This window comes from Planctomycetia bacterium (assembly GCA_021413845.1).
Taxonomy (GTDB): Bacteria; Planctomycetota; Planctomycetia; order Pirellulales; family PNKZ01; genus PNKZ01.
This window is the reverse complement of the sequence record JAIOPP010000015.1, coordinates 1-22,122: the sequence shown is the minus strand read 5'-3', so window position 1 is coordinate 22,122 and position 22,122 is coordinate 1. Positions and strand designations below refer to the sequence as shown.

General features: G+C 60.9%; 15 protein-coding genes, 2 tRNA genes and 1 pseudogene. 8 read left to right on the top strand and 10 right to left on the bottom strand.

The features are described 5' to 3' along the window. From K8U03_03050 to K8U03_03040, 3 genes and pseudogenes are all read left to right on the top strand, one after another. Nucleotides 1–462, top strand: a complete 462-nt coding sequence (locus K8U03_03050; protein ID MCE9603859.1) for a YdaU family protein — start codon at nucleotides 1–3, stop codon at nucleotides 460–462. Next, nucleotides 455–856 (top strand): hypothetical protein, encoded by a 402-nt coding sequence (locus tag K8U03_03045; protein ID MCE9603858.1) that lies wholly within the window; start codon nucleotides 455–457, stop codon nucleotides 854–856. The genes K8U03_03050 and K8U03_03045 overlap by 8 nt, the downstream gene beginning before the upstream one ends. Continuing rightward, a pseudogene (locus K8U03_03040) lies at nucleotides 853–2,211 on the top strand (tyrosine-type recombinase/integrase). Before K8U03_03045 ends, K8U03_03040 begins: the two are co-directional and overlap by 4 nt. A gap of 361 nt (nucleotides 2,212–2,572) precedes the next feature. Here the strand turns inward: K8U03_03040 and K8U03_03035 are convergent. From K8U03_03035 to miaA, 4 genes are all read right to left on the bottom strand, one after another. Next, nucleotides 2,573–2,645: transfer RNA gene (locus K8U03_03035), tRNA-Ala, on the bottom strand. Between the two features lie 89 nt (nucleotides 2,646–2,734). Next, nucleotides 2,735–2,808, bottom strand: a tRNA-Ile gene (locus K8U03_03030). Nucleotides 2,809–3,055: 247 nt separating this feature from the next. Further along, nucleotides 3,056–4,249: an amidohydrolase gene (locus K8U03_03025; GenBank protein ID MCE9603857.1), complete on the bottom strand. Its 1,194-nt coding sequence runs from the start codon at nucleotides 4,247–4,249 to the stop codon at nucleotides 3,056–3,058. Nucleotides 4,250–4,348: 99 nt separating this feature from the next. Continuing rightward, complete coding sequence (gene miaA, locus K8U03_03020; protein ID MCE9603856.1) at nucleotides 4,349–5,323, bottom strand: tRNA (adenosine(37)-N6)-dimethylallyltransferase MiaA; 975 nt, start codon at nucleotides 5,321–5,323, stop codon at nucleotides 4,349–4,351. A gap of 199 nt (nucleotides 5,324–5,522) precedes the next feature. Here miaA and K8U03_03015 point away from each other — a divergent pair, with 199 nt between their 5' ends. Then, nucleotides 5,523–5,870: a phosphoribosyl-ATP diphosphatase gene (locus tag K8U03_03015; GenBank protein MCE9603855.1), complete on the top strand. Its 348-nt coding sequence runs from the start codon at nucleotides 5,523–5,525 to the stop codon at nucleotides 5,868–5,870. 19 nt (nucleotides 5,871–5,889) lie between these two features. Continuing rightward, nucleotides 5,890–6,741, top strand: a complete 852-nt coding sequence (hisG, locus tag K8U03_03010; protein MCE9603854.1) for an ATP phosphoribosyltransferase — start codon at nucleotides 5,890–5,892, stop codon at nucleotides 6,739–6,741. Between the two features lie 51 nt (nucleotides 6,742–6,792). Here the strand turns inward: hisG and K8U03_03005 are convergent, their stop codons facing one another. Continuing rightward, nucleotides 6,793–7,374, bottom strand: coding sequence for a TlpA family protein disulfide reductase (locus K8U03_03005; GenBank protein MCE9603853.1), 582 nt, complete (start codon nucleotides 7,372–7,374; stop codon nucleotides 6,793–6,795). 256 nt (nucleotides 7,375–7,630) lie between these two features. On the opposite strand from K8U03_03005, the gene K8U03_03000 reads away from it, so the two are divergent. Together K8U03_03000 and cyaB are read left to right on the top strand one after the other, a co-directional pair. Next, complete coding sequence (locus K8U03_03000) at nucleotides 7,631–9,034, top strand: hemolysin family protein (protein MCE9603852.1); 1,404 nt, start codon at nucleotides 7,631–7,633, stop codon at nucleotides 9,032–9,034. Then, the gene (cyaB, locus tag K8U03_02995; GenBank protein MCE9603851.1) at nucleotides 9,034–9,588 is read left to right on the top strand and encodes a class IV adenylate cyclase; all 555 of its coding nucleotides are present in this window, start codon (nucleotides 9,034–9,036) and stop codon (nucleotides 9,586–9,588) included. The genes K8U03_03000 and cyaB overlap by 1 nt, the downstream gene beginning before the upstream one ends. Before the next feature lie 26 nt (nucleotides 9,589–9,614). On the opposite strand, the gene K8U03_02990 is transcribed toward cyaB, so the two are convergent. Both K8U03_02990 and K8U03_02985 read right to left on the bottom strand, forming a co-directional pair. Next, nucleotides 9,615–10,172: a DUF4339 domain-containing protein gene (locus K8U03_02990; protein MCE9603850.1), complete on the bottom strand. Its 558-nt coding sequence runs from the start codon at nucleotides 10,170–10,172 to the stop codon at nucleotides 9,615–9,617. 87 nt (nucleotides 10,173–10,259) lie between these two features. Then, nucleotides 10,260–13,124: a HEAT repeat domain-containing protein gene (locus K8U03_02985; GenBank protein ID MCE9603849.1), complete on the bottom strand. Its 2,865-nt coding sequence runs from the start codon at nucleotides 13,122–13,124 to the stop codon at nucleotides 10,260–10,262. Nucleotides 13,125–13,423: 299 nt separating this feature from the next. Here K8U03_02985 and K8U03_02980 point away from each other — a divergent pair, with 299 nt between their 5' ends. Next, nucleotides 13,424–14,599, top strand: a complete 1,176-nt coding sequence (locus K8U03_02980) for a putative zinc-binding peptidase (GenBank protein MCE9603848.1) — start codon at nucleotides 13,424–13,426, stop codon at nucleotides 14,597–14,599. Here K8U03_02980 and K8U03_02975 read toward each other — a convergent pair. The 3 genes from K8U03_02975 to K8U03_02965 all read right to left on the bottom strand — a co-directional run bounded on the left by K8U03_02975 (nucleotide 14,596) and on the right by K8U03_02965 (nucleotide 21,852). Next, the gene (locus K8U03_02975) at nucleotides 14,596–15,468 is read right to left on the bottom strand and encodes a transglutaminase family protein (GenBank protein MCE9603847.1); all 873 of its coding nucleotides are present in this window, start codon (nucleotides 15,466–15,468) and stop codon (nucleotides 14,596–14,598) included. The two genes, K8U03_02980 and K8U03_02975, sit on opposite strands and share 4 nt — an antisense overlap. Then, nucleotides 15,465–18,038 carry a circularly permuted type 2 ATP-grasp protein gene (locus K8U03_02970; GenBank protein ID MCE9603846.1) on the bottom strand — a complete coding sequence of 858 codons (2,574 nt, stop codon included), beginning with the start codon at nucleotides 18,036–18,038 and terminating at the stop codon, nucleotides 15,465–15,467. The genes K8U03_02975 and K8U03_02970 overlap by 4 nt, the downstream gene beginning before the upstream one ends. Nucleotides 18,039–18,312: 274 nt before the next feature. Next, on the bottom strand, nucleotides 18,313–21,852 hold the full coding sequence (locus K8U03_02965) for a transglutaminase family protein (protein MCE9603845.1): 3,540 nt from the start codon (nucleotides 21,850–21,852) through the stop codon (nucleotides 18,313–18,315). Nucleotides 21,853–22,122: the final 270 nt, after the last annotated feature.

Genomic DNA, 22,122 nt, shown 5'->3' with positions numbered 1-22,122 from the left:
ATGGCTAAGGAGCATTGGACTCAGTTCCATCAAGGCGATTGGTTGAAAGACCCCGCCGTATCGTCGTGTTCACCTGCGACGCGCGGCATCTATTTCGATGCGCTCTGCATGATGTTCGAAGAGGGCCGCACTGGTCTGCCTACGCGTAGCAAAGAAATTCTGGCGCGTCTTTGCCGCTGCACGGTCCTCGAACTCGAGGCGGCGCTGACCGAACTCCAGGCCACGGCTGCGGCCGATGTCACATTTCGGGACGGCAATGTCACAATCATCAATCACCGAATGAAGCGCGAATACGAAACCCGAGGTGCGGCACGACTTAGGAAACAAAAAAGCCGTGACAAAATCAGCCGGAACGGCGATGTCACAAATACACCAGAGCCCAGAGCTAATACGCTCTGCAAATCACCAGAGCATCAAGCGCGCTGCGCTAACCGGCTCTGGCTGCTCTGGCGATTTGGATGAAGCTTGGGAAGGAAACCTGACCTCCGAGGTTCTCGCAGATCCTGCGCTGTTCGGGGCATGGATCGTGCGTGAGCGCGGCTACCGCAAAGGGCTCGTTCGCTCCGACGATGACGAGGAGTTCGCGTTAGCGGCCCGCGAAAAGGCTCTCACCGATCCGACCGTGAACAACCCGATCGGCTGGCTCAAATCGAAGCTGGATCTCAAGGCGAAGAACCCGCAGAGGCGGCGAGTCGCATCAATCAAACTCACGAAGACGCAGCGCGACGTTCACGATCTGCAGACGCCTCGCGACAAAGATCCGAGCCACACTCGTATGACAACGAGCCGTTGCCTATCGGTCAGGTTCTCGCAACATCCCACTACGCACGATGAGTTATTTGGAGCCACGAAATGATTGATTTCGCAAGGAGATTTTCGATGCCGAACGACAATGACCCGATGCCCGAGGACGTGCCCCTCACCGAATCCGACCGCCTTGAAACCGCGCCGCACTTCGATCGCTCGGCCGAACTTGCCTTCGTGTCGGCGATGCTGCGAGGCCCGCAACACGCGCGACACTTCGTCGGGATTCTACTACCTTCCGACTTCGCATGCGAGGATTGCCGCAGGCTGTTCGAGATCGAGCTGACTGTCTTTCGCACGACGGGCGGTGTCGATCCGGATGCGATCGCCGCGGCCTGGGACCTCGAACGCCGAGCGGAATTGGTTAAGGCGGGCGTGATGACCTCGGCCGAGGATGCCGTCGCCGATCATCAGGCGACACCCTTAGGGCCGCATGTCGAGGCATTTATCGCCCGACGAACTAAGCGAGCGCCGAACGGACTGAGCGAAATGTGCCGAAGCAATGCACGCCAACGGCTCAATCGGGTTGCAGACGAATGTTGTTTCAAGCAATTATCCGACCTGAGCGGTTCGGTGTTCGATCACTGGATGACCCGGCAGCTGTCCGAAGGTATGTCGCCGGGCAATTGCAACGAATTTAGGAAGGAATTGGTTGTGCTAGGGAACTGGTGCGTGAAGACAAGTCGGATGATCTCGAACCCGTTCGCCGCGATTGCAAAAGCCGACCCGTGGGGGAGAGAGAACCGCAAACGACGTTCCCTGACCGAGGCCGAATTGGTGCGCCTACTCGAAGTTGCCGGCCGGCGGCCGTTAATGGATGCGATGACGATACGCCGCGGCAAACGAACGGGAGAACTAACTGCTAACGTGCGTCCGGTGGTGCGGGCCGAACTAGAACGCCTCGGCCGTGAAAGGGCCCTGATCTATAAAACGCTGGTACTAACCGGCCTGCGTAAAGGGGAGTTGTCATCGCTGACTGTCGGGCAGTTGGAACTCGACGGGCCGACGCCGCTGGTCGTGCTGCATGCCGCGGACGAAAAGAACCGCCAAGGGTCCGACATACCGCTCCGGTCCGATCTGGCCGACGACCTGCGGGCATGGGTGAGCGACAAGGCGAACGCCTACGAAGCCGCTACGCAATCGCCGACGGTCCCGTTCGACACCGAGGCCGCTCAATCGTCGAAACGCGGCACGCTTGATGCCGTAGCCTTTAACGGGCGGTTATGTCAGCAAGAGACAACAGCGACGCGATTGCCTGCCGAAACTCCGTTGTTCAATGTGCCTACCGGATTGGTTCGCATCCTCGACCGCGACCTGAAGGCGGCCGGCATCGCCAAGAAAGACGAGCGGGGCCGCACGGTCGACGTTCATGCTATGCGGCACACCTACGGCACGCTGTTGAGCAAGGCGGGTGTCGCACCTCGCACGGCGCAAGCGGCGATGCGCCATTCGTCGATCGATCTGACGATGAACGTTTACACCGATCCGAAACTGCTTGACGTGGCCGGGGCGCTCGATTCGCTTCCATCGCTTCCGCTATCGGATAGGCCGCAAACGGATCGAATCGCCATAAAGGCAACCGGGACGCATGATTGCCGTTCGTCGCCGTTTGCACCAACTGCTGACGAAACGAGTAAATCGTGGTCATCGCCTGACAAAACGGCACCTGTCGGCAAGGGGCCGAATGCCGCACCTCGCAACGTCGCAAGTGTCGACGGAGCAAACGAAAAACGCTCGCTGACAAGTGCTGTCAACGAGCGTCGTCGAGTGGAGACGAGGGGGGTCGAACCCCTAACCCCTGCCTTGCAAAGGCAGTGCTCTCCCAATTGAGCTACGTCCCCGAAAATGTCGGCGGAAGAGTGCCGCGAAGAGCGTCGCACTGAGGCTTTTTGCCTCAGGCAACGCATTCGAAGACGGCTTCCTTACCTAATGCGCGCGCCAAGATTCGAACTTGGGACCTCGGCCTTATCAGGGCCGCGCTCTAACCAACTGAGCTACGCGCGCGACACGCATCGGAACGGTGCCTGCGACCTGAATAGCCGCGAGTCCGTCCGTCAGGAACGGGCAATTGTAAGACATGAGAGCCGAACGGAAAAGTGGGTTCGCTCAGAAAAGCACGACCCGACGGTGCTTCGATAGGGCCGGCAGCGGCCCAAGCCTTGCGATCGGAATAAAGGGACTACGCGGGGCTTTCGCGACAGCAAGGCAAATAGACAGCAGCGCAAATCTAGGAACGAAATCAACCCACGAACTACGAACCGCGAACTTTTAATTCCGCTAGCGAGCGGATCGCAAACGCCGCGTGCAGCGCCGAGCCGATCGGAAGGGCCGATTCGTCGAGCTTGAAGCGTGGATGGTGGACGCTGTAAGTCGCCCCTTGTTGTTCGTTGCGAACGCCGAGCCCCACGAAACAGCCGGGGACTTGTTCCGTGTAGTATGCGAAGTCTTCGCCCCCCATGGTCGGCGGAAGTTCGACGACGTTGTCCGTTCCCAACAGTTCCCGACCGATCTCTTGCGCCAGGTTCCAGCAATCGCCGTCGTTGCGAGTGGGCGGGTAGTCGTGGCCCGGAAACGTGACCGAAGCCGTGCAGCGATTCGCCGCGGCGACGTGCTCGGCCATTTCGGTTACGCGCTGTTGCAGGAACTTCATTCCGGCCGAAGTCAGTGAGCGGATCGTGCCCGTCATCTTCACTTCGGTCGGAATCACGTTGTAGACTTCGCCGGCGTGAATCGTCGTGATGCTGATGACGCCCGGTTCCAGCGGATCGAGTTCGCGGGCCACGATGGTTTGTAATTCGCACACGAGCTTCGCGGCAGTCGTGACCGGATCGATCGCAAGATTCGGCATCGCTGCATGACCGCCGCGGCCGGTGATGGTGATGGCGAGCGACCCGGCCGAGGCCAGAAAAGTTCCCTCGCGCGCGCCGATGGTGCCGGTCGTGAGATAGGGCCACACATGGACGCCGAACACGCGCTGCACTTGCGGCGCCTCCAGGGCCCCCTCGATGCACATCTGCCGGCCCCCCGCGCCCCCTTCTTCCGCCGGTTGGAAGAAGAGTTTCACCGTGCCGGGCAATTCTGATTCGCGCGCCTTCAACAACTTCGCCGCACCGAGCAACATGGCCGCATGGGCATCGTGTCCGCAAGCGTGCATCTTGCCGGGCACTTCGCTGCGAAACGTTACGTCGGCTTGTTCGTCGATCGGCAGCGCATCGATATCGGCGCGCAGCGCTACGCAGGGACCATCGGCTCGACCGAGCGTAGCGATGATGCCCGTCTCCGCGACCGGATAGCGATACGGAATCTTCAGCTCGTCGAGCTTGCTGCGGATCAGCGCGCTGGTGCGCACCTCTTGGTAGCCGAGTTCCGGAAAACGGTGAATCTCACGACGAATAGCCGTGATCCAACCTTGCTCGTCGTGAGCCGCTTTGAGAAGTGTTTGCATGGGTGGGGCAGTGGTCGGTGTTCAGTGGTCAGTGGTCGGATGATGCAGGACTCGCGTACGGCTCCGATTCTATCGCCGAAGCGCTGCGGCCGAAACCAACTAATCGCGCACGTCGTTCGCTTGCGGTTTCGCGGCCGACTCCGAGATGATTTCGAAAATCCGCACAGCAACCTCGGCCGGCGTCGCCTCGTCGTCCATCGGAATACTGCGGCATTCCGGCAAGCTGCGAAACCAGGTCAGTTGTCGCTTGGCGAATCGCCGTGTGTTCTGCTTGATCGCGTCGACCATGGCCGCTTCCGTCGTGTTGCCGGCGAGATATTCGAGCGCTTCACGATAGCCGAGCGCTTGGCTTGCCGTTCGCCCGAAAGCTTGGCCTTCCGCGATGAGCTTTCGCACTTCGTCGAGCAACCCGTCGGCGAGCATCGTATCGACGCGGGCGTTGATGCGTTCATAGAGCTTCTCGCGCGGCCGATCGAGCACGAAGACCCGCCCCCTCGCCTCTTCGCGCACCTGCTCGAATTGGCTCTGATGTGCGCTGATCGGCATGCCGGTCGAGCGATATACTTCCAAGGCCCGAATCAATCGCCGCTCGTCGTTCGCATGCAGCTTCGCCGCCGCGATCGGATCGACTTCGTGCAGCATTGCGTGCAATCGGCCGGGAGGCCCGTTGCGCGCTTCCGCTTCCAGGGCCCGTCGCAATTCCCAGTCGGCGGGCGGGCCTTCGAACATGCCGCGGAGCAGCGTCTTCAAATAGAGCGGTGTCCCCCCGACGAAGAGCGGTATCCGCCCGCGCGCGAGAATCGCGTCGACCGTGTTCTTCGCCGCCGCCACGTACTCCGCTTGGCTGAACTCCGCGTCGGGCTCCACGAGGTCGAGCAGATGATGCGGGGCGGCTTCCCGTTCGGCCGGCGTCGGCTTGGCGGTGCCGATATCGAGCTTGCGATAAAGCGTCATCGAATCCATCGCCACGATTTCCGCGTCGAGCAGTTTCGCTAGCTCCAGCGCAATCGCGGTCTTGCCGCTCGCCGTCGGGCCCGAGAGGTAAACACATGCGGCGGGAAAGGGTTGCGACATAACGATTGCAGCGAATTCGCGGGGGCCGGCGACGTTCTCGGGCACTCAATCGCCCGCGACGGGGGGCCGTAGCCGATTGCCCGATTTTCGGCCGCTATCTAAGATGGAAGATTCCCTGCCGCTATTTTGCGGCAGCCGAGCGACTTTGGTAAGCCCGACGTACGCTGAAATCCCCACCGAACTTGAGACGAAGGCTCGCATGAGCGACGTGTCCGACGTGCTGGCAAAACTGATGCAGACGATCGAGGATCGCAAGGCGAATCCGTCGGCGACGTCGTACACCTCGAAGTTGCTCGCCGCCGGAGTGCCGAAGATCGGCTTGAAGATTACGGAAGAGGCGACCGAAGTCGTCGAGGCGGCCGGCGAACCTGACGACGCCGGCCGGTCTCATTTCGTTTACGAATGCGCGGACCTCGTCTACCACTTGTTCGTGATGATGGCGCACCGCGGGGTCGCGCTTGCGGAGCTCGAAGCGGAGCTTGGCCGGCGGTTCGGCCTTTCCGGATTGGCCGAGAAGGCCGCACGGCCTCCGAAGCAGAGCGAATAACAACCAGAGAATTACGATGATGGATAGCTTGCGAATCGGCGTGCCGAGCAAAGGCCGCTTGGCGGAACTAGCGGCCGAACTTTTGAAGGAAGCCGGCCTCAACTTCCGCCGACAAGAGCGGAGCCTGTTTGCGCGCTGCAAGGAACTCCCTGTCGACATCACGTTCCTGCGCACCGAAGACATTCCCGTGCTGTGCGCCGAAGGGGCGATCGACATGGGCGTTACCGGCGGCGACTTGATCTCCGAGAGCGGTGTCGAGCTCAACCCGCGGCTCGATCTCGGCGTCGGCCAATGCAAGCTCTCGATCTGCATTCCGGAAGACTCGGCGATCTCGAAGCCGGCCGATCTCGACGGCAAACGAGTCGCCACGAGCTTTCCGCACGTTACGGAAACCTATCTTAAGCAGCACGGCGCGACGGCCCATCTGGTGACGTTGAGCGGTTCGGTCGAGGTGATGATCGCGCTCGGCGTCGCCGACGCGATCGTCGACCTTGTGGAAACGGGGAGCACGCTCGCCGCCAATCGCTTGAAGATTCTCACCGACATCGGCCAATACCAAACCGTGCTGGTGCAAAACGATCGCAATCGCCATGCGGAAACGGCCGATCGCGTCGTCCGCAGGCTCGAAGGGGTCGTCATCGCGCGGGCCTATTCTTTGCTGGAATACAACGTGCCGCGGGCCAAGCTCGCCGACGCGGAGAAGATCACGCCGGGCTTCAGTTCGCCGACCGTCAGCGCGCTGGAAGACCCGAAGTGGTGCGCCGTGCGCGCGATGGTGAAGCGCAACGAAGTGATCCCGATCATGGAACGGCTCGAAGCTCTCGGCGCCAGCGCGATCCTCGAGACGCAAATCAAGAACTGCCGGCTGTAACGCATTCGGCGAGCGGGTCGCCGAGCGTCCCGTTTCCGATCGCCGGCAAGTTTACTTCGCTTGCAGCAAGCCTGCGATCTTCAGCTTGATCTCGTCGAACTCGGAGACGAGAAAACCTTCCCACGCTCCGGCGACTCGTCCTGAGCGGTCGATAAGCACGGTCGCGGGATAGATGCTCGAATCGACGGCCATTCGGAGCCCGCGGCGTGTGTTGCCGCTCGGGTCGGCATAGATCGGTAGTTCATAGTTGCCGCCGCGAAGAAACGCTTCCGTTTCTTCACGGAGCCCATCGACATCTTCCGGGATTCTGCCGGTCGCCGAGATGCTGAGCAGCAGGAAATCGTTTCGGCCGCGGTATTGTTTCTCAAGTGCTGCGAGATGAGGAAACTCTTCACGACACGGCGGGCACCACGTTCCCCAGAAGTTGATCAACACGGTTTTGCCTTCGAGTTCGGCGCGTGTGAGAGGCCGCGCACCGTTCGCGAGCGGAACGACGTCGAGTTGTTCCAGTCGCGCATCGATCGGCGGGGCCGAGCGCGGCCGTTCCAAGCGCCGGAACGCTAAGGCTGCGAGCAAGGCGAGCGAGCCCCAAAGACCGAGCGTCAGAAACGTACGACGTGTGGAAGGAGTCATCGAATCGGCTCTCGAAGTAAAGGGCGCGCGGCCGCCTAGGCTTCGTCATCATAGGCGGTTCGATGACATGCGAAAGCCGGGAAAATAATCGCCGGCGACTAAGCCGAGCGTTCCAGCCGTTTCGATCGGTTTCGTTGCGCGAGAAGAGGCGGTGCCGATCCGGCCGTGGTGCGATACAATTCCGAAGCGCCTTGCGGCAGAGAATGCGACGGCCGAGCGGTCGGGTTTCGTACGTGTGGTGGTTCAAGGGGAGTTCATGACGATCGGCGTCTGGGTGATTATCGGGTGCATGGTGGCGCTCAATGCCGTGTTCGCCGCTTATGAGATTGCGCTGGCGAGCGTCAGCCTCGGTCGGTTGAAGGTGATGGCCGACGAGAATCGGCCCGGCGCGAAGACCGCGTTCCACATGAAGGAGAATATGGAGGCGAGTCTCGCCGTCATTCAACTCGGTATCACGCTCGTCGGAGCGATCGCCGCGGCGACCGGCGGAGCAGGGGTCGACGACACGATCGGGCCCTATCTGCAAGAACGATTCGGCATGTCCGCGCGCTGGTCGAACGTTTGCGCGCTGGCGATCTTCGTCGTCCCGCTCAGCGCCGTGACGATCGTCGCCGGAGAGCTGATTCCCAAAGTCTTCGCGCTCAAGAACAAAGAATGGGTCCGCATCAAGCTTTCGCCGGCTATGCATCTCATGTCGAAGATCACGTACCCGGCCGTTTGGGTCTTGGAGGCGAGCAGCTCGATGTTGCTCGATTGGAGCGAGCGCCGCTGGCGGCCATTGCTCGATGGGCACAAGCACGAAGTCGCCGAAATGCAGGAACTTCGGGCCGTGGTGGCGCTCGCACGCACCTCGCGCTTGATCGGCAAGCAGGAAGAGAAAATCATTCTCGGTGCCGCGCGGTTGTCGGCTCGCAAGATCGCGGAGGTGATGGTCCGGATCGATGAAATCGTCACGCTCGATCTCGACCATACGATGGCCGAGAGCCTCGTGATTGCGCATACCGACATGCATACCCGATTTCCCGTCTGCGAACATTCGGGCGACCGGCAATCCATCTGCGGCTATGTGAATTTCAAGGATATCGTTTCGGAGCTGAGACTGAGCCCCGATATGCCGTCGCTGCGCGGGATCGTGCGCTCGCTGCACTATCTCGACGCCGATCTCACGCTCTCGGCCGGCTTAGAGTCGATGATCCGCGAGCATACGCATATCGCGCTGGTGCGCGACAAAGCGAAGCTCGTCGTCGGCATGCTCACGCTCGAAGACATCATGGAGGAACTTGTAGGCGATATTCTCGACGAGTTCGATCGGGCACCGACCCACTTCGCCTACAGCGGTTCCGGCTGGGTCGCCGGCGGCGGAGTTCCGCTGGAGCGGTTGGAACAGGCGGCAGGCGTGAAGTTCGAGCGGACGGCCGTTCCCGCCGAGGTGCGGAACATCAACGATCTGATTCGCCACATCGTCGGCCGACCGGTACGCGGCGGCGACATCGTGCGCAGCTCCGGCCTGCGGTTTCTTGTGCGCAAAGTGCGCAGGCAACACGTCATGGAAACGCAAGTCACCCGCGACGACCCGTCGCGCATCGGCGAATCGGGCGAGTTTCCGCCGGTGCGGCTACCGAAACCGTTGGCACAGAGCGGACAGCAAAGAGCTCAGTGATGAAACTCGAAGTCGAACAGAAGTTTCGCGTTGTTGATCCGGCGGCGCTTCGCGCTCGGCTGGAAGGACTTGGTGTGGCGTTTGCTACGCCGTTTCGACAGGTCGATGCTTACTTCAATCACCCGGCACGCGATTTCGCCGCGACCGATGAAGCGCTCCGCATTCGCACGGTCGGCGAAGAGAACTTCGTGACGTATAAGGGCCCGAAGCTCGATAAGACGGTGAAGACGCGCCGTGAGTTGGAGCAGCCGCTCGTCGGCGGAAGTGAAGCGGCGGCGCGGTTCGAGGAGTTACTGCTGGCCTTAGGATTTCGGGCGACGGCGAAAGTGGTCAAGCGGCGGAGCGCCGCCGAGCTCCAACGGAATGGGACGCAATTCGAGATCGTCTGGGACGAGGTCGACGAGGTCGGGACGTTCTTGGAAATCGAGCTCGTCGTCGACTCTCACGAGATCGAGTTGGCGAAGGGGAAGATTCTGGCTCTGCAAGACGAGCTTGGGCTTCAAGAAGTCGAACGACGCAGCTACCTGGAAATGCTGCTTGAGAAAAGCCGCTGAGTTCGACGCCGAGCGGAGAAGAAGCGTTAGTTTTGAGCGCCGGCAGGCGCCGTGCCGCTCGGAGCTGTGCTGCTCGGAACGGTGCCGCTTGGAACCGTGGTCGGCTCCGCCGTGCCCGTCGCTTGGACCTTCGGCGGCTGTTGAATCACGATGATCTCCTGCGGCTTTTGCTGCGCAGGAGGCCGAATAAGCAGGCTGCCGAAGTTCTTGTAGATGTATACGGCACCCGCGCAACCGACCAAGATCGAGCAAACCGAGATGATCATGCTGAAGATGCTCGACCATTTCCGCTGCCGATTCCGAGCTGCGAAAGTGCTCGCTACCGATTGGTTGGACGGTGCCCGCGGAGCTCCATAAGCAGTCGGAGCCGGCTGCTGAGCGGCAGCCATCTGCGCCATTGCCGCCGAGATCTGCGCATAGGCTTGCGCGCCGGTCATCCAAGGGCCGTCGAGCCTGCGGACGAAACTCCCCGGCACGACGTTCCCTTGCTGCATAAATCCGAGCAGCGCCTCTTGCGTATAAGGTCCGGTGGGGTGATCGTTCGAGAGAATAAACCACTCGGCGACCATAACCGACATGCCCATTCAAGAGAGAGGTGTAACGACGAACTCGGCAGGGCTTCCATCTTACAGAGGGGGATGCCGAGTCGCTAGAGTGCTCGATTTCGTGGATCACCTGATCGTAAATTGCATCGCATAGAGATCGCCGTTGCGAAGCCTGAAGCGCACTTGCATCGCCTTGCCGGCCCAGCCCGACAGATCGGACTTTCCCCGCCAACTCACGACGTGGCGTAACGCATCGCCGATGAAAGGATCGCAGTCGGCAAACGTAAACCCGGGAATCGGTGCTCCCGCAGCGTCGCACATTTCGACGAGCAGCGTCCCTTGCGCGCAGGCGGCATTCACTTGCAATCGCGAGCCGAGGAAACGGAGCTTCTTGGTTGCGATCGTGGCTTCGGTATCGTCCGCATGCAGCGAGACTAAGCCATCTAGTCGCAACGTAGCTCGGCCGATCGCTGCGCGGTAAGCCGAGTTTCCTTCGCCGTCCGATTTGCTTCCTTCGGGCTCGTGTCCGAAGCAGGCGCCCGTATAGTAAAACACGATTTCATCGTCGACCACGAGCAAGCCGTTCGGGCCGTAGATTTGGCCTGAGTCCCACTCTCCCCAGCGTCCGAGAGCGAGCAAAGGGGCGCTCTCCGAGCCGGCGGGTCTTTGCCACCCTTGTTTCCCCTGTTTGTCGCGCGAAGCGATGAGCATCACATCGGTAATTCCATCGATGTTGCCTCCTCCGCGGCCGCTCACGTCGAAACGCATCGGGAGCCCGAAGTAGTGTCCTTCGTAAATGAACGGAGTTACTTCGTAAATCTCGGTGTGAAATTGGCTTGGTTGGAAGTAGTCGAGAGTCGGAAATGCCGCGGCGATTCGGTTTGCCGAGCCTTGGTCGTCGGTGAGGTCGGCCGTGATGTTGATCGGCCCGCGCGTCATCGCGTCGGGCGTCGGCCCCCAAGCGGCCCAGGCACTCCGTCGCGACCAGGGACCCAAACGCCATTTCATAAACGCGAAATAGCCCCCGCCGAGATCGTCGCGACACGCGGTCACGACATCGCGCCCGCCGCCGCAAACCGCTTTGAACTCGGTCCATTCACCGATGCCATCCGGCGAGTAGGCGACGGCGAGAGCGTTCTTTTCCGGATGAAAAACGTACGACGCATAACGCTTAGTCGGATCCTTGGCAGCGGGGATCGGCACGATATTGTTCGACGTGCCGACGACGTTATTCGTTTTCGATCCGACCCACGCTTTTTGCCCGATGAGAGGCCGCTGCCAATGAATTCCATCGACGCTATAAGCGATGAGCGGCGTTCGACCAAGCTCTCCTTTCGTCGCGTCCGGGGCACCGAGCATCGAGTGATACCACGCAATGAAGAGCCTCGTCTCGATGTCGTAATGCACCGAACTGACGAACGTCAGCGTCCCTTGTCGCTCCCAAGGATACTCTTGCTCGAAGATCGGATTGCGCGGGTCTTTCCGGAACGAATGCGCCTTCCGTTCGGCGGTGCCGATGCTCGCGACGATCAAATCATCGACGAAGAGTTGCTTGTGCGAATCGATCTGCATCACCCCCTCGACATCGATCGGAATGCCTCCTGGGGCGAGATCGAATTTGCGAACGGGTCGCTCGGATGTTTGCTCGAGCAGTTGCTTACGATCGACGAGTATCTTGGCGAGGTCGCGCCCGCCGACGATCGCCGCGGCGCGACGTGCGGCATCGCGAACCGTGACGTCGGCATCGAGTTCGGCGACGTGATCGAGCGCCGCTAGTGCATCGGTATCGCGACGCCGTCCCAGGATCGTTGCGGTTCGTCGTCGAACGTTCGGGTCCTCGTGTTTCAAAGCTTGAATCAAGATCGGCCCGCTCACGTTCGCCGGCAAGTTTTCCAATGTGTAGAGCATTGCTTGTCGCACGGAGGGGTGTTTGCTCGCAAGCCCCTTCGCTGCGACCGGCGCACAGGCCGCCGTTTGCACACGTCCTAAAGTGCCGCAGACGAAAAGTTGCAGCGTTTCGTCGCCTCGCTCGAACACCGGTGAAAGCAAGGACGGGTCGAAAGCCGCTTTCCGCTTACGCAACACCTCCGCGGCACGGGCTCGCGCGGGCAATTCATCGCTGCTAAGCATCTCGACGATGCGCTGCTCAAGAGCAGGACTCCCAAGCGCAACAAGAGCGTACATCGAAGCACCGGCAAGTGCCGCATCGGCGTGCCCGAGATCTTTGATCATGAGGTTGAGCAGCGAATCGCAGAGTTTGCCTCTCTCTTCCGATCTGGGTTCGACGACTCCGTTTCGAAGTCTTGCAGGCGCGAAAGTCTTCAACCGCTGCAGGCCTTCCGCCGCCGACATGCGCGTCATTGCGTCGGGGTTTGCCAACGCCGCGAGCCAGTAAGGCTCGACATGATCGAGCACCTTGTCGCTCGGCACGATGTTCGCCAGCAACGGCTGACGTAAAAGAACGTCGGGGTTTTCGATCCACGACTTCACCTCCGCGCGCAGTTCGACCACTGCCGCCGGCATTTGTGCGAGGGCCTTGGCGGCCATCCAACGTACTTCTCGATCGGCGTCTCCGAGCGTCGTTCGTAGTCGGCCGATGGTCTTGGCGTCGGCGTCGAGGTACTGGAAATAACGGAGCGCTTCGACGCGCAACTCTCGTCGATCGTCGGCTGCGGCGACATGCAAAACTTCTTCCCAACGGGGCATTCTGCGATTGGCGATGAACCCTAGAAGTTGGATCTTGAGAGCCGGTTCGGCCTGAGACCAAGCCTCGTAGAACAACGGATAGGCAGGTTTTACTTGTGCGTAGTACAGCTTTGCCGCCGACGGCCCGACCTCTTTCCCAAGCCGAAGGTTTTCCATCCATTGTCGCTGTTCGACGGTGAGGTCGAAGGCCGGTTCCGCGTTGGTCGATTGGCCGACCGCACTTGAGATTCGCACCAACGATGCAAGTATGCCGATGAACATCCAAAATCGTGTTGTCTTTGACATCGCCAGAAGATCCCGCACTCAAGTGGACGGTAAAATTTTTAAGAACTTTGTGCATAGTATAGGTGCCCGGTGCTCGGCGAGTCGAACCACGATCTTCTCGTAAGTTGGAGGCAAATCCCTCTTTTCTTGGCATGAGGGCCGTCGTAAATCAAGAAAATCGACTCGTTCGTATGTCTACCGATCGACCGCGGTGAACATTCTTCGACCTGGTATTTGCCGGGCGTTGCCTTTTAGGGCGAAGCCGGAATACTGAGTGAATACCGATTCGGCGACCTCTTTTCTTGCAACGAAGCACGGCCATGCGAAACTACGTTTGTACCTGCGGCGGCACGATCTACTTCGACAACAACATCTGCTTGAAGTGTTCGAGCGAATTGGGGTTCTGTCCCGGCTGTCGCACGTTGGCCCCGCTTGCCGCGACGCCCGACGGCGGCATCCGCTGCGGCCGTCCGGAGTGCGGCATCGCGCTCATCAAGTGCTTCAACTACGGCGAGCATCAAGTTTGCAATCGCTGCGTCGCGCTGGAAGGGGCTCCGGCAGGAGCGCTCTGCGATTGCTGCCGGTTCAATGAAACGATTCCCGACCTCACGGTGCCGGGCAATAAATCGAAATGGTATTCGCTCGAAACCGCGAAGCGCCGACTGTTTTACGACTTGAGCGAACTCGGTTTGCCCTATGGAACCACGGCCGACGGCATCGAGCCGGCGCTCCGCTTCGACTTTAAAGCCGACATCATTCCTAAAGGAAACTACTGGCGAGCCACTGGACAATCGGAAACGGTTTACACCGGCCACGACGCCGGACGCATTACGATCAACATTCGCGAGGCCGACGACGTCGAGCGCGAAAAGCTGCGCGTCGTGATGAACGAAGCCCATCGAACTTTGATCGGCCATTTTCGCCACGAGATCGGCCACTTTTATTGGGACGCGCTCATCAAGGGCCGGCCAGAGCGAGAAGCGGAGTGCATCGCCGTGTTCGGCGATCACAACAACCCGACCTACGACGTCGCGCTGGAGCGATACTACAAAAACGGGCCGCTTCCGAAGTGGCAAGAGACGTTTGTCAGCGCCTATGCGACGATGCATCCTTGGGAAGATTTCGCCGAAACCTGGGCGACCTATCTCGACATGACGAGCACGCTCGACACGGCCGAGCACGTCGGCTTCGGCGGCATTACCGATCCGACGAACGCCGATCTCGATATGATGATCGCGCGCTACCAAGCGTTCGGGCTCGCGGCGAATGAGATCAATCGCAACTTGGGGTTATTGAATCTGGTGCCCGAGGTGTTTTTGAAGCCGGTCGTGGAAAAGCTGCGCTACATTCATCGTTTGGTGATTCAAGGGCGCGCGGACAATCCGCTGTTTCAAACGGCGGGGGATACGAACGAGCCGACGTGTGCCGTGGCTGCCGCCGCGAATGCGCAACCACCGAATGCGCAATCCCAAAATGCTCAGCCCGTGAATGCCTAGATCGGCTCGACGTCGACGGAAACTTTCATGGCATGCAAGCCGCCGCCGATGAAGACCCCTTTGATCGGGCAAATGTCGCCGTAGTCGCGGCCCCAGCCGAGCGTGATATGCCGGGTCGAAGGGATGAGGTCGTTCGTGGGGTCGAAGTCGAGCCAACCGATGTTCGGAAAGTAAACCGAGACCCAGGCATGCGAAACGTCGGCTCCGACCATGCGCTGCCGGCCTGCCGGAGGAATCGTCGAGAGATAGCCGCTGACGTAGCGCGCGGGCAGGCCGAACGCACGCAAGCAGCCGATCATCAGATGGGCGAAGTCTTGGCACACGCCGCGACGGACGCGCAACACTTCACTCGGCGGCGTGTTGATGCAAGTCGCCGAGGGGTCGAACTTAAACTCCGTGAAGATCCGATGCGTGAGGTCGAGCACGACCTCGAGCTGCCGGCGGCCCGGCGCGAACGACGGACGAGCGTAGTCGGCTAAGTCGTCGGTGTCGGGGATGTACGGCGAGGGGAACGTGAAGTGGCGCGCCTCGAAATGCGGACCGTCGAGGGTGCCGCGCACCAAATCGAGCGTCGATTCCCAGGGAGCCGTTTCTTCCACCTTCGGCATCGCAATTTCGGCGATCGCGACCAGGCTATCGGCCGAGATCGAGAGTTGCCGATGCCCTTCTTGAATCGAAAAAAAAGAGATGTGATTCCCGAAGTAGTCGGCTCGTTCGACCATCAGCGCCGGCACGGGCAAGATCGTCAGGGTGCTTGATAAGCACTTTTGATTCGCACACGAGCGGGGCTTGAGATGCGCCTCGTTCTGGCAGATCGGCACCGTGTCGTCGTAGCTGTAGGTCGTGGAATGGCGCACTCGATATTTCATGGCAAGTTCCCGCCGGAGACGGTGATGCGACCGAGATGCCGCGACGGCCCGGCGTGAACGAGATAGGTGTGGGCGATCGCTTCGGCCAAGGCCGTGAGATGCTTTTCGAGTCGTTGGAGCAACTCGCCTAGTTCCCTATGATCTCCATCGTTGTCGGCGGCGGAGCATAAGGCTTCGACATCGGTGAGGCGCAGCTCCGTTTGTACGGCCAGCATAACACGCTGTTCGCGCGTCGATTGCGGCTTCCCTTCGTCGTGCGGCAAGCCTTTCACATGGTCGGCCAATGCCGCAAGTTGAAACGCCACCGAACGGGGATTGGATTCATCGGTCATCACCAGATCGAGCGCCGGTGCGAGCTGAATCGAGGTTAGGTAGCGAGCTCGATACGTCATCGCGCTGTCGGCGATTTCCATCAAGGCTTCGATCACCGGGACCGGCTCGACGAGTTTGCGAACGAGTGTCCCTTTCAGCAGGCGAACCGTATGCTGCGCCCGTTCGATGCGCCGGCCCATGTCGAGGAACCGCCAGCTTGGGCCGCGGGTCATGCTCTCCATTCCCATCCCGCTGAAGCTGGAGAGGAGGAAGATCAATTGATTGAGCTGCACGAGCACTTCGTTCAGCGTGTTTTGCTCGGGAATCCTGCCGCTGCCGATCTCTCGTTCCAGCTGGCTGAGAATGCGGTAGCTGTCGACCGAGAGCCGATCGCGGACGATCGACGCCAAGCGATGTACGGAGTGGATCGTCGAGCGCAGGGAATCGGCGCGCGACTCGTCGTAGAGCAGCCGCAGCAACTCTTGAAACCGGACATGGTAGGGATCGCTCGCGGTAACGCGGGCCGGCTCTTCGTCGTGCCAGTCGGCCAGCAGCGCGTCGAAGAAGATCGGAATCTCCGACATCCCGCCCGGTTCCGATTCACTGATCCAGCGCGTAATAACGCTGCGCCATTGCCGCACGATTCCTTCGGCCCGTTCGATTTGCCGGCCCAACCAAAACATATTGTCGGCAACGCGGCTCGGTAGATCGTTGCCGCTGCGGCGCAGGTCGACCGGTACGTCGGGAGCGCGGAGCAGCGTGACCGGCGTGACGGGCCCGTCCGACAAGATCCACAGGTCTTTGCTGCCTTGGCCGGCCGACATCGAGGTGCCGAGCAAGTTGGAGTCGCCCGAGACTCGAATCAAGCCGCCGGGCATCGCATCGTAGTGGTCGCCGGCCGCGGTGACGAACGTGCGCAGGGCGACATGCCGCGGCTGGAGCTCACCGCGCGTCCAGACCGGTGCCGACGAGCGGTCGATCAGTTCTTGCGCCGCGTAGGCATGCGGACGGCGGCGAATTTGTTCGGCTAAGCGTTCCCGTTCCGAGGGCGAAAGCTGGCCGCCGTGGATCGTTTTGCGATTGCGGTGCAGCAGTGCGGGCTTGATCAGCAGCCTCGACATGTTGTCGAGCACGTAACGGCGGTCTTCTTCGCGGCCGCACCACCAGGTTGGCACCGAGGAGAGTTTCAATTCTTCGCCGAGAACCCGACGACAAAGCTCCGGTAGAAACGCGGCGAGCGCGGGAGCTTCAAGCATGCCGCTGCCGAGCGCGTTCGCGATGACGACGTTGCCCGAACGCGCCGCTTGCAGCAGCCCGGCGACTCCCGACATCGATTCGCTGCGTAATTCCAACGGATCGCAATCGTTGTCTTGTAAGCGACGCAAGACGACATCGACCGGCAGCAGCCCGCCGAGCGTCTTGAGAAACACGGAGTTGTCGCGAACCGTGAGGTCGCCCCCTTCGACGAGCGTGTAGCCGAGGTAGCGCGCGAGATAAGCGTCTTCGAAGTATGCCGAGCTCGATGGCCCCGGCGTAAGTAGCACGACGCGCGGATTTTCGCGGTGTCGCGTGGCGATCGAGAAGAGCGACTCGCGCAACGTCTTGAAGAACGAAGCCAGCCTGCGGACGCGCGCTTCGTGAAAGCTTTCCGCCAACACACGCGAGACGACCAGTCGATTCTCCAGCGCATAGCCGGCGCCGGAAGGCCCTTGCGTCCGGTCGGCGAGGACGAGCCAACTGCCGTCGGAGCGGCGGCCGAGATGCGCCGCATAGAGATGAAGATAGCAATCGTTCGGCACGCGCAAGTCGCGGCAGGGGAGCAAGTAGCCGGGATGCCCGAGCACGAGCTCCGCCGGGAGCAGGCCTTGCTTCAGCAAATCTTGTCGACCGTAAAGGTCGATCAAAATTAGGTTCAGCAACGTGGCTCGTTGCGTGAGGCCGTCGGCGAGCGTATTCCATTCGTTGCTGGAAATCAGCAGCGGAACGCAGTCGAGCTCCCACGGCCGTTCGGCATCGTGCGACTCGCCGTAGACGTTGTAAGTGACGCCGTTGTCGCGCAGCAACCGTCGGGCTTGGTCGGCTTGGCGCACCATCCCTTCGCTGCCCGACTCGCCAAGCGCGGAGATGAAGCGCTTCCAAGAAGGGCGCAACTGCCCGAAGCCGTCGACCATTTCGTCGAAGACACCGGCCGGCGGAGTGTATCCGGCGAGAATGTCATCCGGAGGCCGCGTCGGTGCGGCTTCGGTCGAAACGCTCATATCTTCCGCCTACCGTGTCGTCGTTCGAGTTCCAATCGCCGCCTCGGAACCTATCGCCGCCTCCGAAACCGGATCGTTCGAACGGCGTTCGAACGAAGACGAGTTGGGCCGCCTCTCCCGTCGGTACTTCCTGCACCGGAAAGGCTCGCACGTCTTCTTCGAGCATCCCACTAATCTAATCTTTACGACCCGGAGTGTAAACCACGACGCCGGCGAGCGGGGTGCCGAATCCCTTTCACGGGGAAAGTAAATTCGCGCTTCCGCGCTGCGTCGCTCAGACCGGGAATTCGCGAACCGGATCGCGACGAAGATCGAGCGTCATCGGGTAGTCCTTATTGCGCTCATCGGGCGGCACCGTGATTTTTCCGGGCGTGTGCCCCATCGCGAAGAACCGCGATGTTCGCCGCGTCTCCGCTTCATAGGCGTTAATCGGAAAAGTCGTATAGCTCAAGCCGCCGGGATGCGCGACGTGCCACATGCAGCCGCCGATCGAACGCTGCGACCAGGTGTCGACGACGTCGAACGTGAGCGGCGCGTGAACGCCGATCGTCGGATGCAGACACGACGGCGGCTGCCACGCACGATAGCGAACTCCGGCGACATACTCGCCGAGCTTGCCGGTCGGATGTAGCGGAACGCGTCGTCCGTTGCAGGTGATCGCGTGGCGCGGATCGATCAGGCCGGAGACTTTCACTTGCACCCGCTCGACCGAAGAATCGACGAAACGGGAAGTGCCCGACGCGCTCGACTCTTCGCCCAACACATGCCACGGCTCGATCGCTTGGCGAATTTCGACTTCGACGCCGCGCTGCACGATCTTTCCGCAGAACGGAAAGCGGAACTCGAAGTGAGCGTCGAACCAATCTTGTTGGAAATCGAAGCCCGCCGATTTCAAGTCGTCGATCACGTCGACGAAGTCTTCGGCGATGAAGTGCGGCAGCATGAAGCGGTCGTGCAGGCCGGTTCCCCAGCGAACGAGCGGGCTTTGGTAAGGCCGCTTCCAGAACTCGGCGAGCAAGCCGCGCAACAAAAGCTGCTGCGTCAGGCTCATTCGGGCGTGCGGCGGCATCTCGAAGGCTCGCAGTTCGACGAGCCCGAGCCGTCCGGTGCTGGAGTCGGGCGAGAAGAGCTTGTCGATGCAGAACTCGGCCCGATGCGTGTTGCCCGTCACGTCGATGAGCAAGTGCCGGAACAACCGGTCGGTCATCCAAGGCGGACAGTTCGGCGCGTCGGGAAGTTGTTGGAACGCCGTTTCGAGCTCGTAGACCGCCTCATGGCGTGCTTCGTCCATACGCGGTGCTTGGCTCGTCGGTCCGACGAACAAGCCCGAGAACAGATACGACAACGACGGATGGTTGTTCCAGTAGCCGACCAAGCTGCGGAGCAGATCCGGTCGTCGTAAGATCGGGCTGTCGGCCGCGGTTGGCCCGCCGAGCACGATATGATTGCCGCCGCCGGTGCCGGTGTGACGCCCGTCGAGCATGAACTTCTCGGTGCCGAGCCGCGTTTGGCGCGCTTCGTCATAGAGCACGGTCGTGTTGCGGACGAGCTCGTCCCAACTGGCGGCCGGTTGCAAGTTGACTTCGATCACGCCCGGATCAGGGGTCACTCGCAAGTAGGTCAAGCGATGATCGTGCGGCGGCAAGTAGCCTTCGATGACGATCGGCAGCTTGAGATGCTCGGCCGTTTGTTCGAGCTTCGCCACGAGGTCGAGATAGTCTTCGACGTGCTCGAGCGGCGGCATGAAGATGTGGAGCTTGCCGTTGCGCGGCTCGACACACAGGGCCGTACGCACGATACTCTGCGCCGATTTGCCTTGCTCGAGCAGCACGACGTTCTCGGGAATCGTCGCGTTCTGCGGCCACGGCAACGTACGCGATTCCGCCAGGCGCGGCGTTTCGAGTGCGACGTTGCCTGCTCCTGCGCCATGCTCGCCCAAGCCGCCGTCGCCGTTCATCTGGCGGCGAATGACGGTCGAGGCGTAGTTGGTCATGCCGGGGGCAAGAAACTCACGTGATTGCGGAAACGGCGCGTGGCCGCCGTAGCCGTTCGTGGTGCCGTTTTGGCCGGCGCTTTTATAAGCCTTCAACCAATTCTCGCTCCCCGGAAGATCGAGCCGGCCGGGAAGCGGTCCCCGATCCGCAAACGGATCGGACGGAAGTACATGCGGGAAGTCCTTCGGCGCGACCCAAGGGAACGAGTCGAGCGGCAAGCGATAGCCCATCGGCGAATCGCCCGGCAAGAGATACATATGTTCGTCGCGCAGGAACCACGATCCGCTACGCCAGCCCGGCGCGGTGCCGAACGCGTTGCGCGCCAGCGGCAGCGCGTAGCCGACGACCTTATTCAAGCCTTGCGTAAAGACCTTGGCTAATCGATCGCGCTCGACCTTATCGGCCAAGTTCGACTTGAGCGGATCGACGTTGCTCGGAAGTTTGCGTTCCTTCCACATGTAATACCAAGCGTCTTCGTAAGCGGCTTCCGCGTTGTCGGCGTCGACGCCGAGCCGGCCGGCGAGCTCCGTGACGAACGCTTGGGCATCGGCTTCCGTATGTTTCAAGCCGGCTTCATCTTCCGCGATCAGGCTGAGATCGTTCCAGATTTTTTGGCCGTCTTTGCGCCAATAGCAACTGAGCGACCAGCGCGGAAGCGGTTCGCCGGGATACCATTTTCCTTGGCCGTAATGCATCAACGGGCCGATCGAGAACTTATCGGCTAGGCGGCGAATGAGCTGGCCGGAGAGCTTGCGCTTGAGCGGGCCCATCGCCGCCGTATTCCATTCGTCTCCTTCGACGTCGTCGATGGAAACGAACGTCGGCTCGCCCCCCATCGTCAGACGCATATCGTTGGCGGCGATCTCGGCATCGACCTGATGGCCGAGCTTTTCGATCGTGGCCCATTGCTCTTCGGTATACGGTTTCGTGACGCGCGGGTCTTCGTGAATGCGCGTCACCGTCATGGCGAAGTCGAAGGTCGTCTCGCACGGCTCGACGGAGCCGGTCACAGGGGCCGCCGAGCTCGGGTCGGGAGTCGCCGCGAGCGGGATGTGGCCTTCGCCGGCGAACAGGCCCGAGGTTGGGTCGAGCCCGATCCAACCTGCGCCGGGCAAGAAGACCTCGGTCCAGGCGTGGAGATCGGTGAAGTCGACCTCGGTGCCGGAAGGGCCATCGAGCGATTTCACGTCGGCCGTGAGTTGAATCAGGTAGCCGCTGCAAAAACGGGCGGCGAGACCGAGCTCGCGCAGCACTTGCACGAGCAGCCAAGCGGAATCGCGACAGGAGCCTTTACCGAGCGTCAGCGTTTCTTCGGGAGTTTGCACGCCCGGATCCATACGCACGACGTACTCGACGCGTTTGTTGACCAAGCTATTGAGATAGACGAGATAGTCGACGGTGCGCATTTCTTCGCGCGAGATCGTGCCCAAGAACTGGGCCATCTTTTGGCCGAGCGGAACGGTAACCAAATAAGGTCGCAGATCTTCCGACGAGTTGGCGTCGTACTTAAACGGAATCTTTTCGGCGCTCGGCTCCAAGAAGAAGTCGAACGGGTTCACGACCGTCAGCTCGGCCAAGAGGTCGACTTCGATGCTGAACACATCCGACTTCTCGGGAAACACAAGCCGCGCCAGGAAGTTGCCGTGCGGGTCTTGCTGCCAATTGATGAAGTGCTTTTCCGGAGTGACCTTTAGCGAGTAGCCGACGATCGGCGTGCGGCAATGCGGCGCGGGGCGCAACCGCACGACCTGCGGCATGATCTGAATCGGGCGATCGTAGTGGTAGCGCGTGTGATGATGAAGGGCGACTCGGATCGACATGCAAACCTCGAATAGCTTCGCATCGACGGGGAATGGTCGAAGCGAAGCGCAAAGAAGAACCGGAACGAGAGACAGAGCCGCAACGAACCGACGAACGTAGGCAATCGCCGCCTGTGACGCCTAGAACCGGGTGCGGTGTCCGATCGTCGAGCCGACGGATCTTGCCGATCCGAAAAACTCAACGTGGAGATAATAACTACACCGCAATTAGGGTCTAGGCAATCGGCAAGTCATAAACTGCGCAAAATAAGCGAGCAATATAGTTCGCAT

Coding starts and splice junctions, on each gene's coding strand:
- K8U03_03050 (MCE9603859.1), top strand. CDS start 1: ATGGCTAAGGAGCATTGGACTCAGTTCCATCAAGGCGATTGGTTGAAA.
- K8U03_03025 (MCE9603857.1), bottom strand. CDS start 4,249: ATGCAAACACTTCTCAAAGCGGCTCACGACGAGCAAGGTTGGATCACG.
- miaA (MCE9603856.1), bottom strand. CDS start 5,323: ATGTCGCAACCCTTTCCCGCCGCATGTGTTTACCTCTCGGGCCCGACG.
- K8U03_03015 (MCE9603855.1), top strand. CDS start 5,523: ATGAGCGACGTGTCCGACGTGCTGGCAAAACTGATGCAGACGATCGAG.
- hisG (MCE9603854.1), top strand. CDS start 5,890: ATGGATAGCTTGCGAATCGGCGTGCCGAGCAAAGGCCGCTTGGCGGAA.
- K8U03_03005 (MCE9603853.1), bottom strand. CDS start 7,374: ATGACTCCTTCCACACGTCGTACGTTTCTGACGCTCGGTCTTTGGGGC.
- K8U03_03000 (MCE9603852.1), top strand. CDS start 7,631: ATGACGATCGGCGTCTGGGTGATTATCGGGTGCATGGTGGCGCTCAAT.
- cyaB (MCE9603851.1), top strand. CDS start 9,034: ATGAAACTCGAAGTCGAACAGAAGTTTCGCGTTGTTGATCCGGCGGCG.
- K8U03_02990 (MCE9603850.1), bottom strand. CDS start 10,172: ATGGGCATGTCGGTTATGGTCGCCGAGTGGTTTATTCTCTCGAACGAT.
- K8U03_02985 (MCE9603849.1), bottom strand. CDS start 13,124: ATGTCAAAGACAACACGATTTTGGATGTTCATCGGCATACTTGCATCG.
- K8U03_02980 (MCE9603848.1), top strand. CDS start 13,424: ATGCGAAACTACGTTTGTACCTGCGGCGGCACGATCTACTTCGACAAC.
- K8U03_02975 (MCE9603847.1), bottom strand. CDS start 15,468: ATGAAATATCGAGTGCGCCATTCCACGACCTACAGCTACGACGACACG.
- K8U03_02970 (MCE9603846.1), bottom strand. CDS start 18,038: ATGAGCGTTTCGACCGAAGCCGCACCGACGCGGCCTCCGGATGACATT.
- K8U03_02965 (MCE9603845.1), bottom strand. CDS start 21,852: ATGTCGATCCGAGTCGCCCTTCATCATCACACGCGCTACCACTACGAT.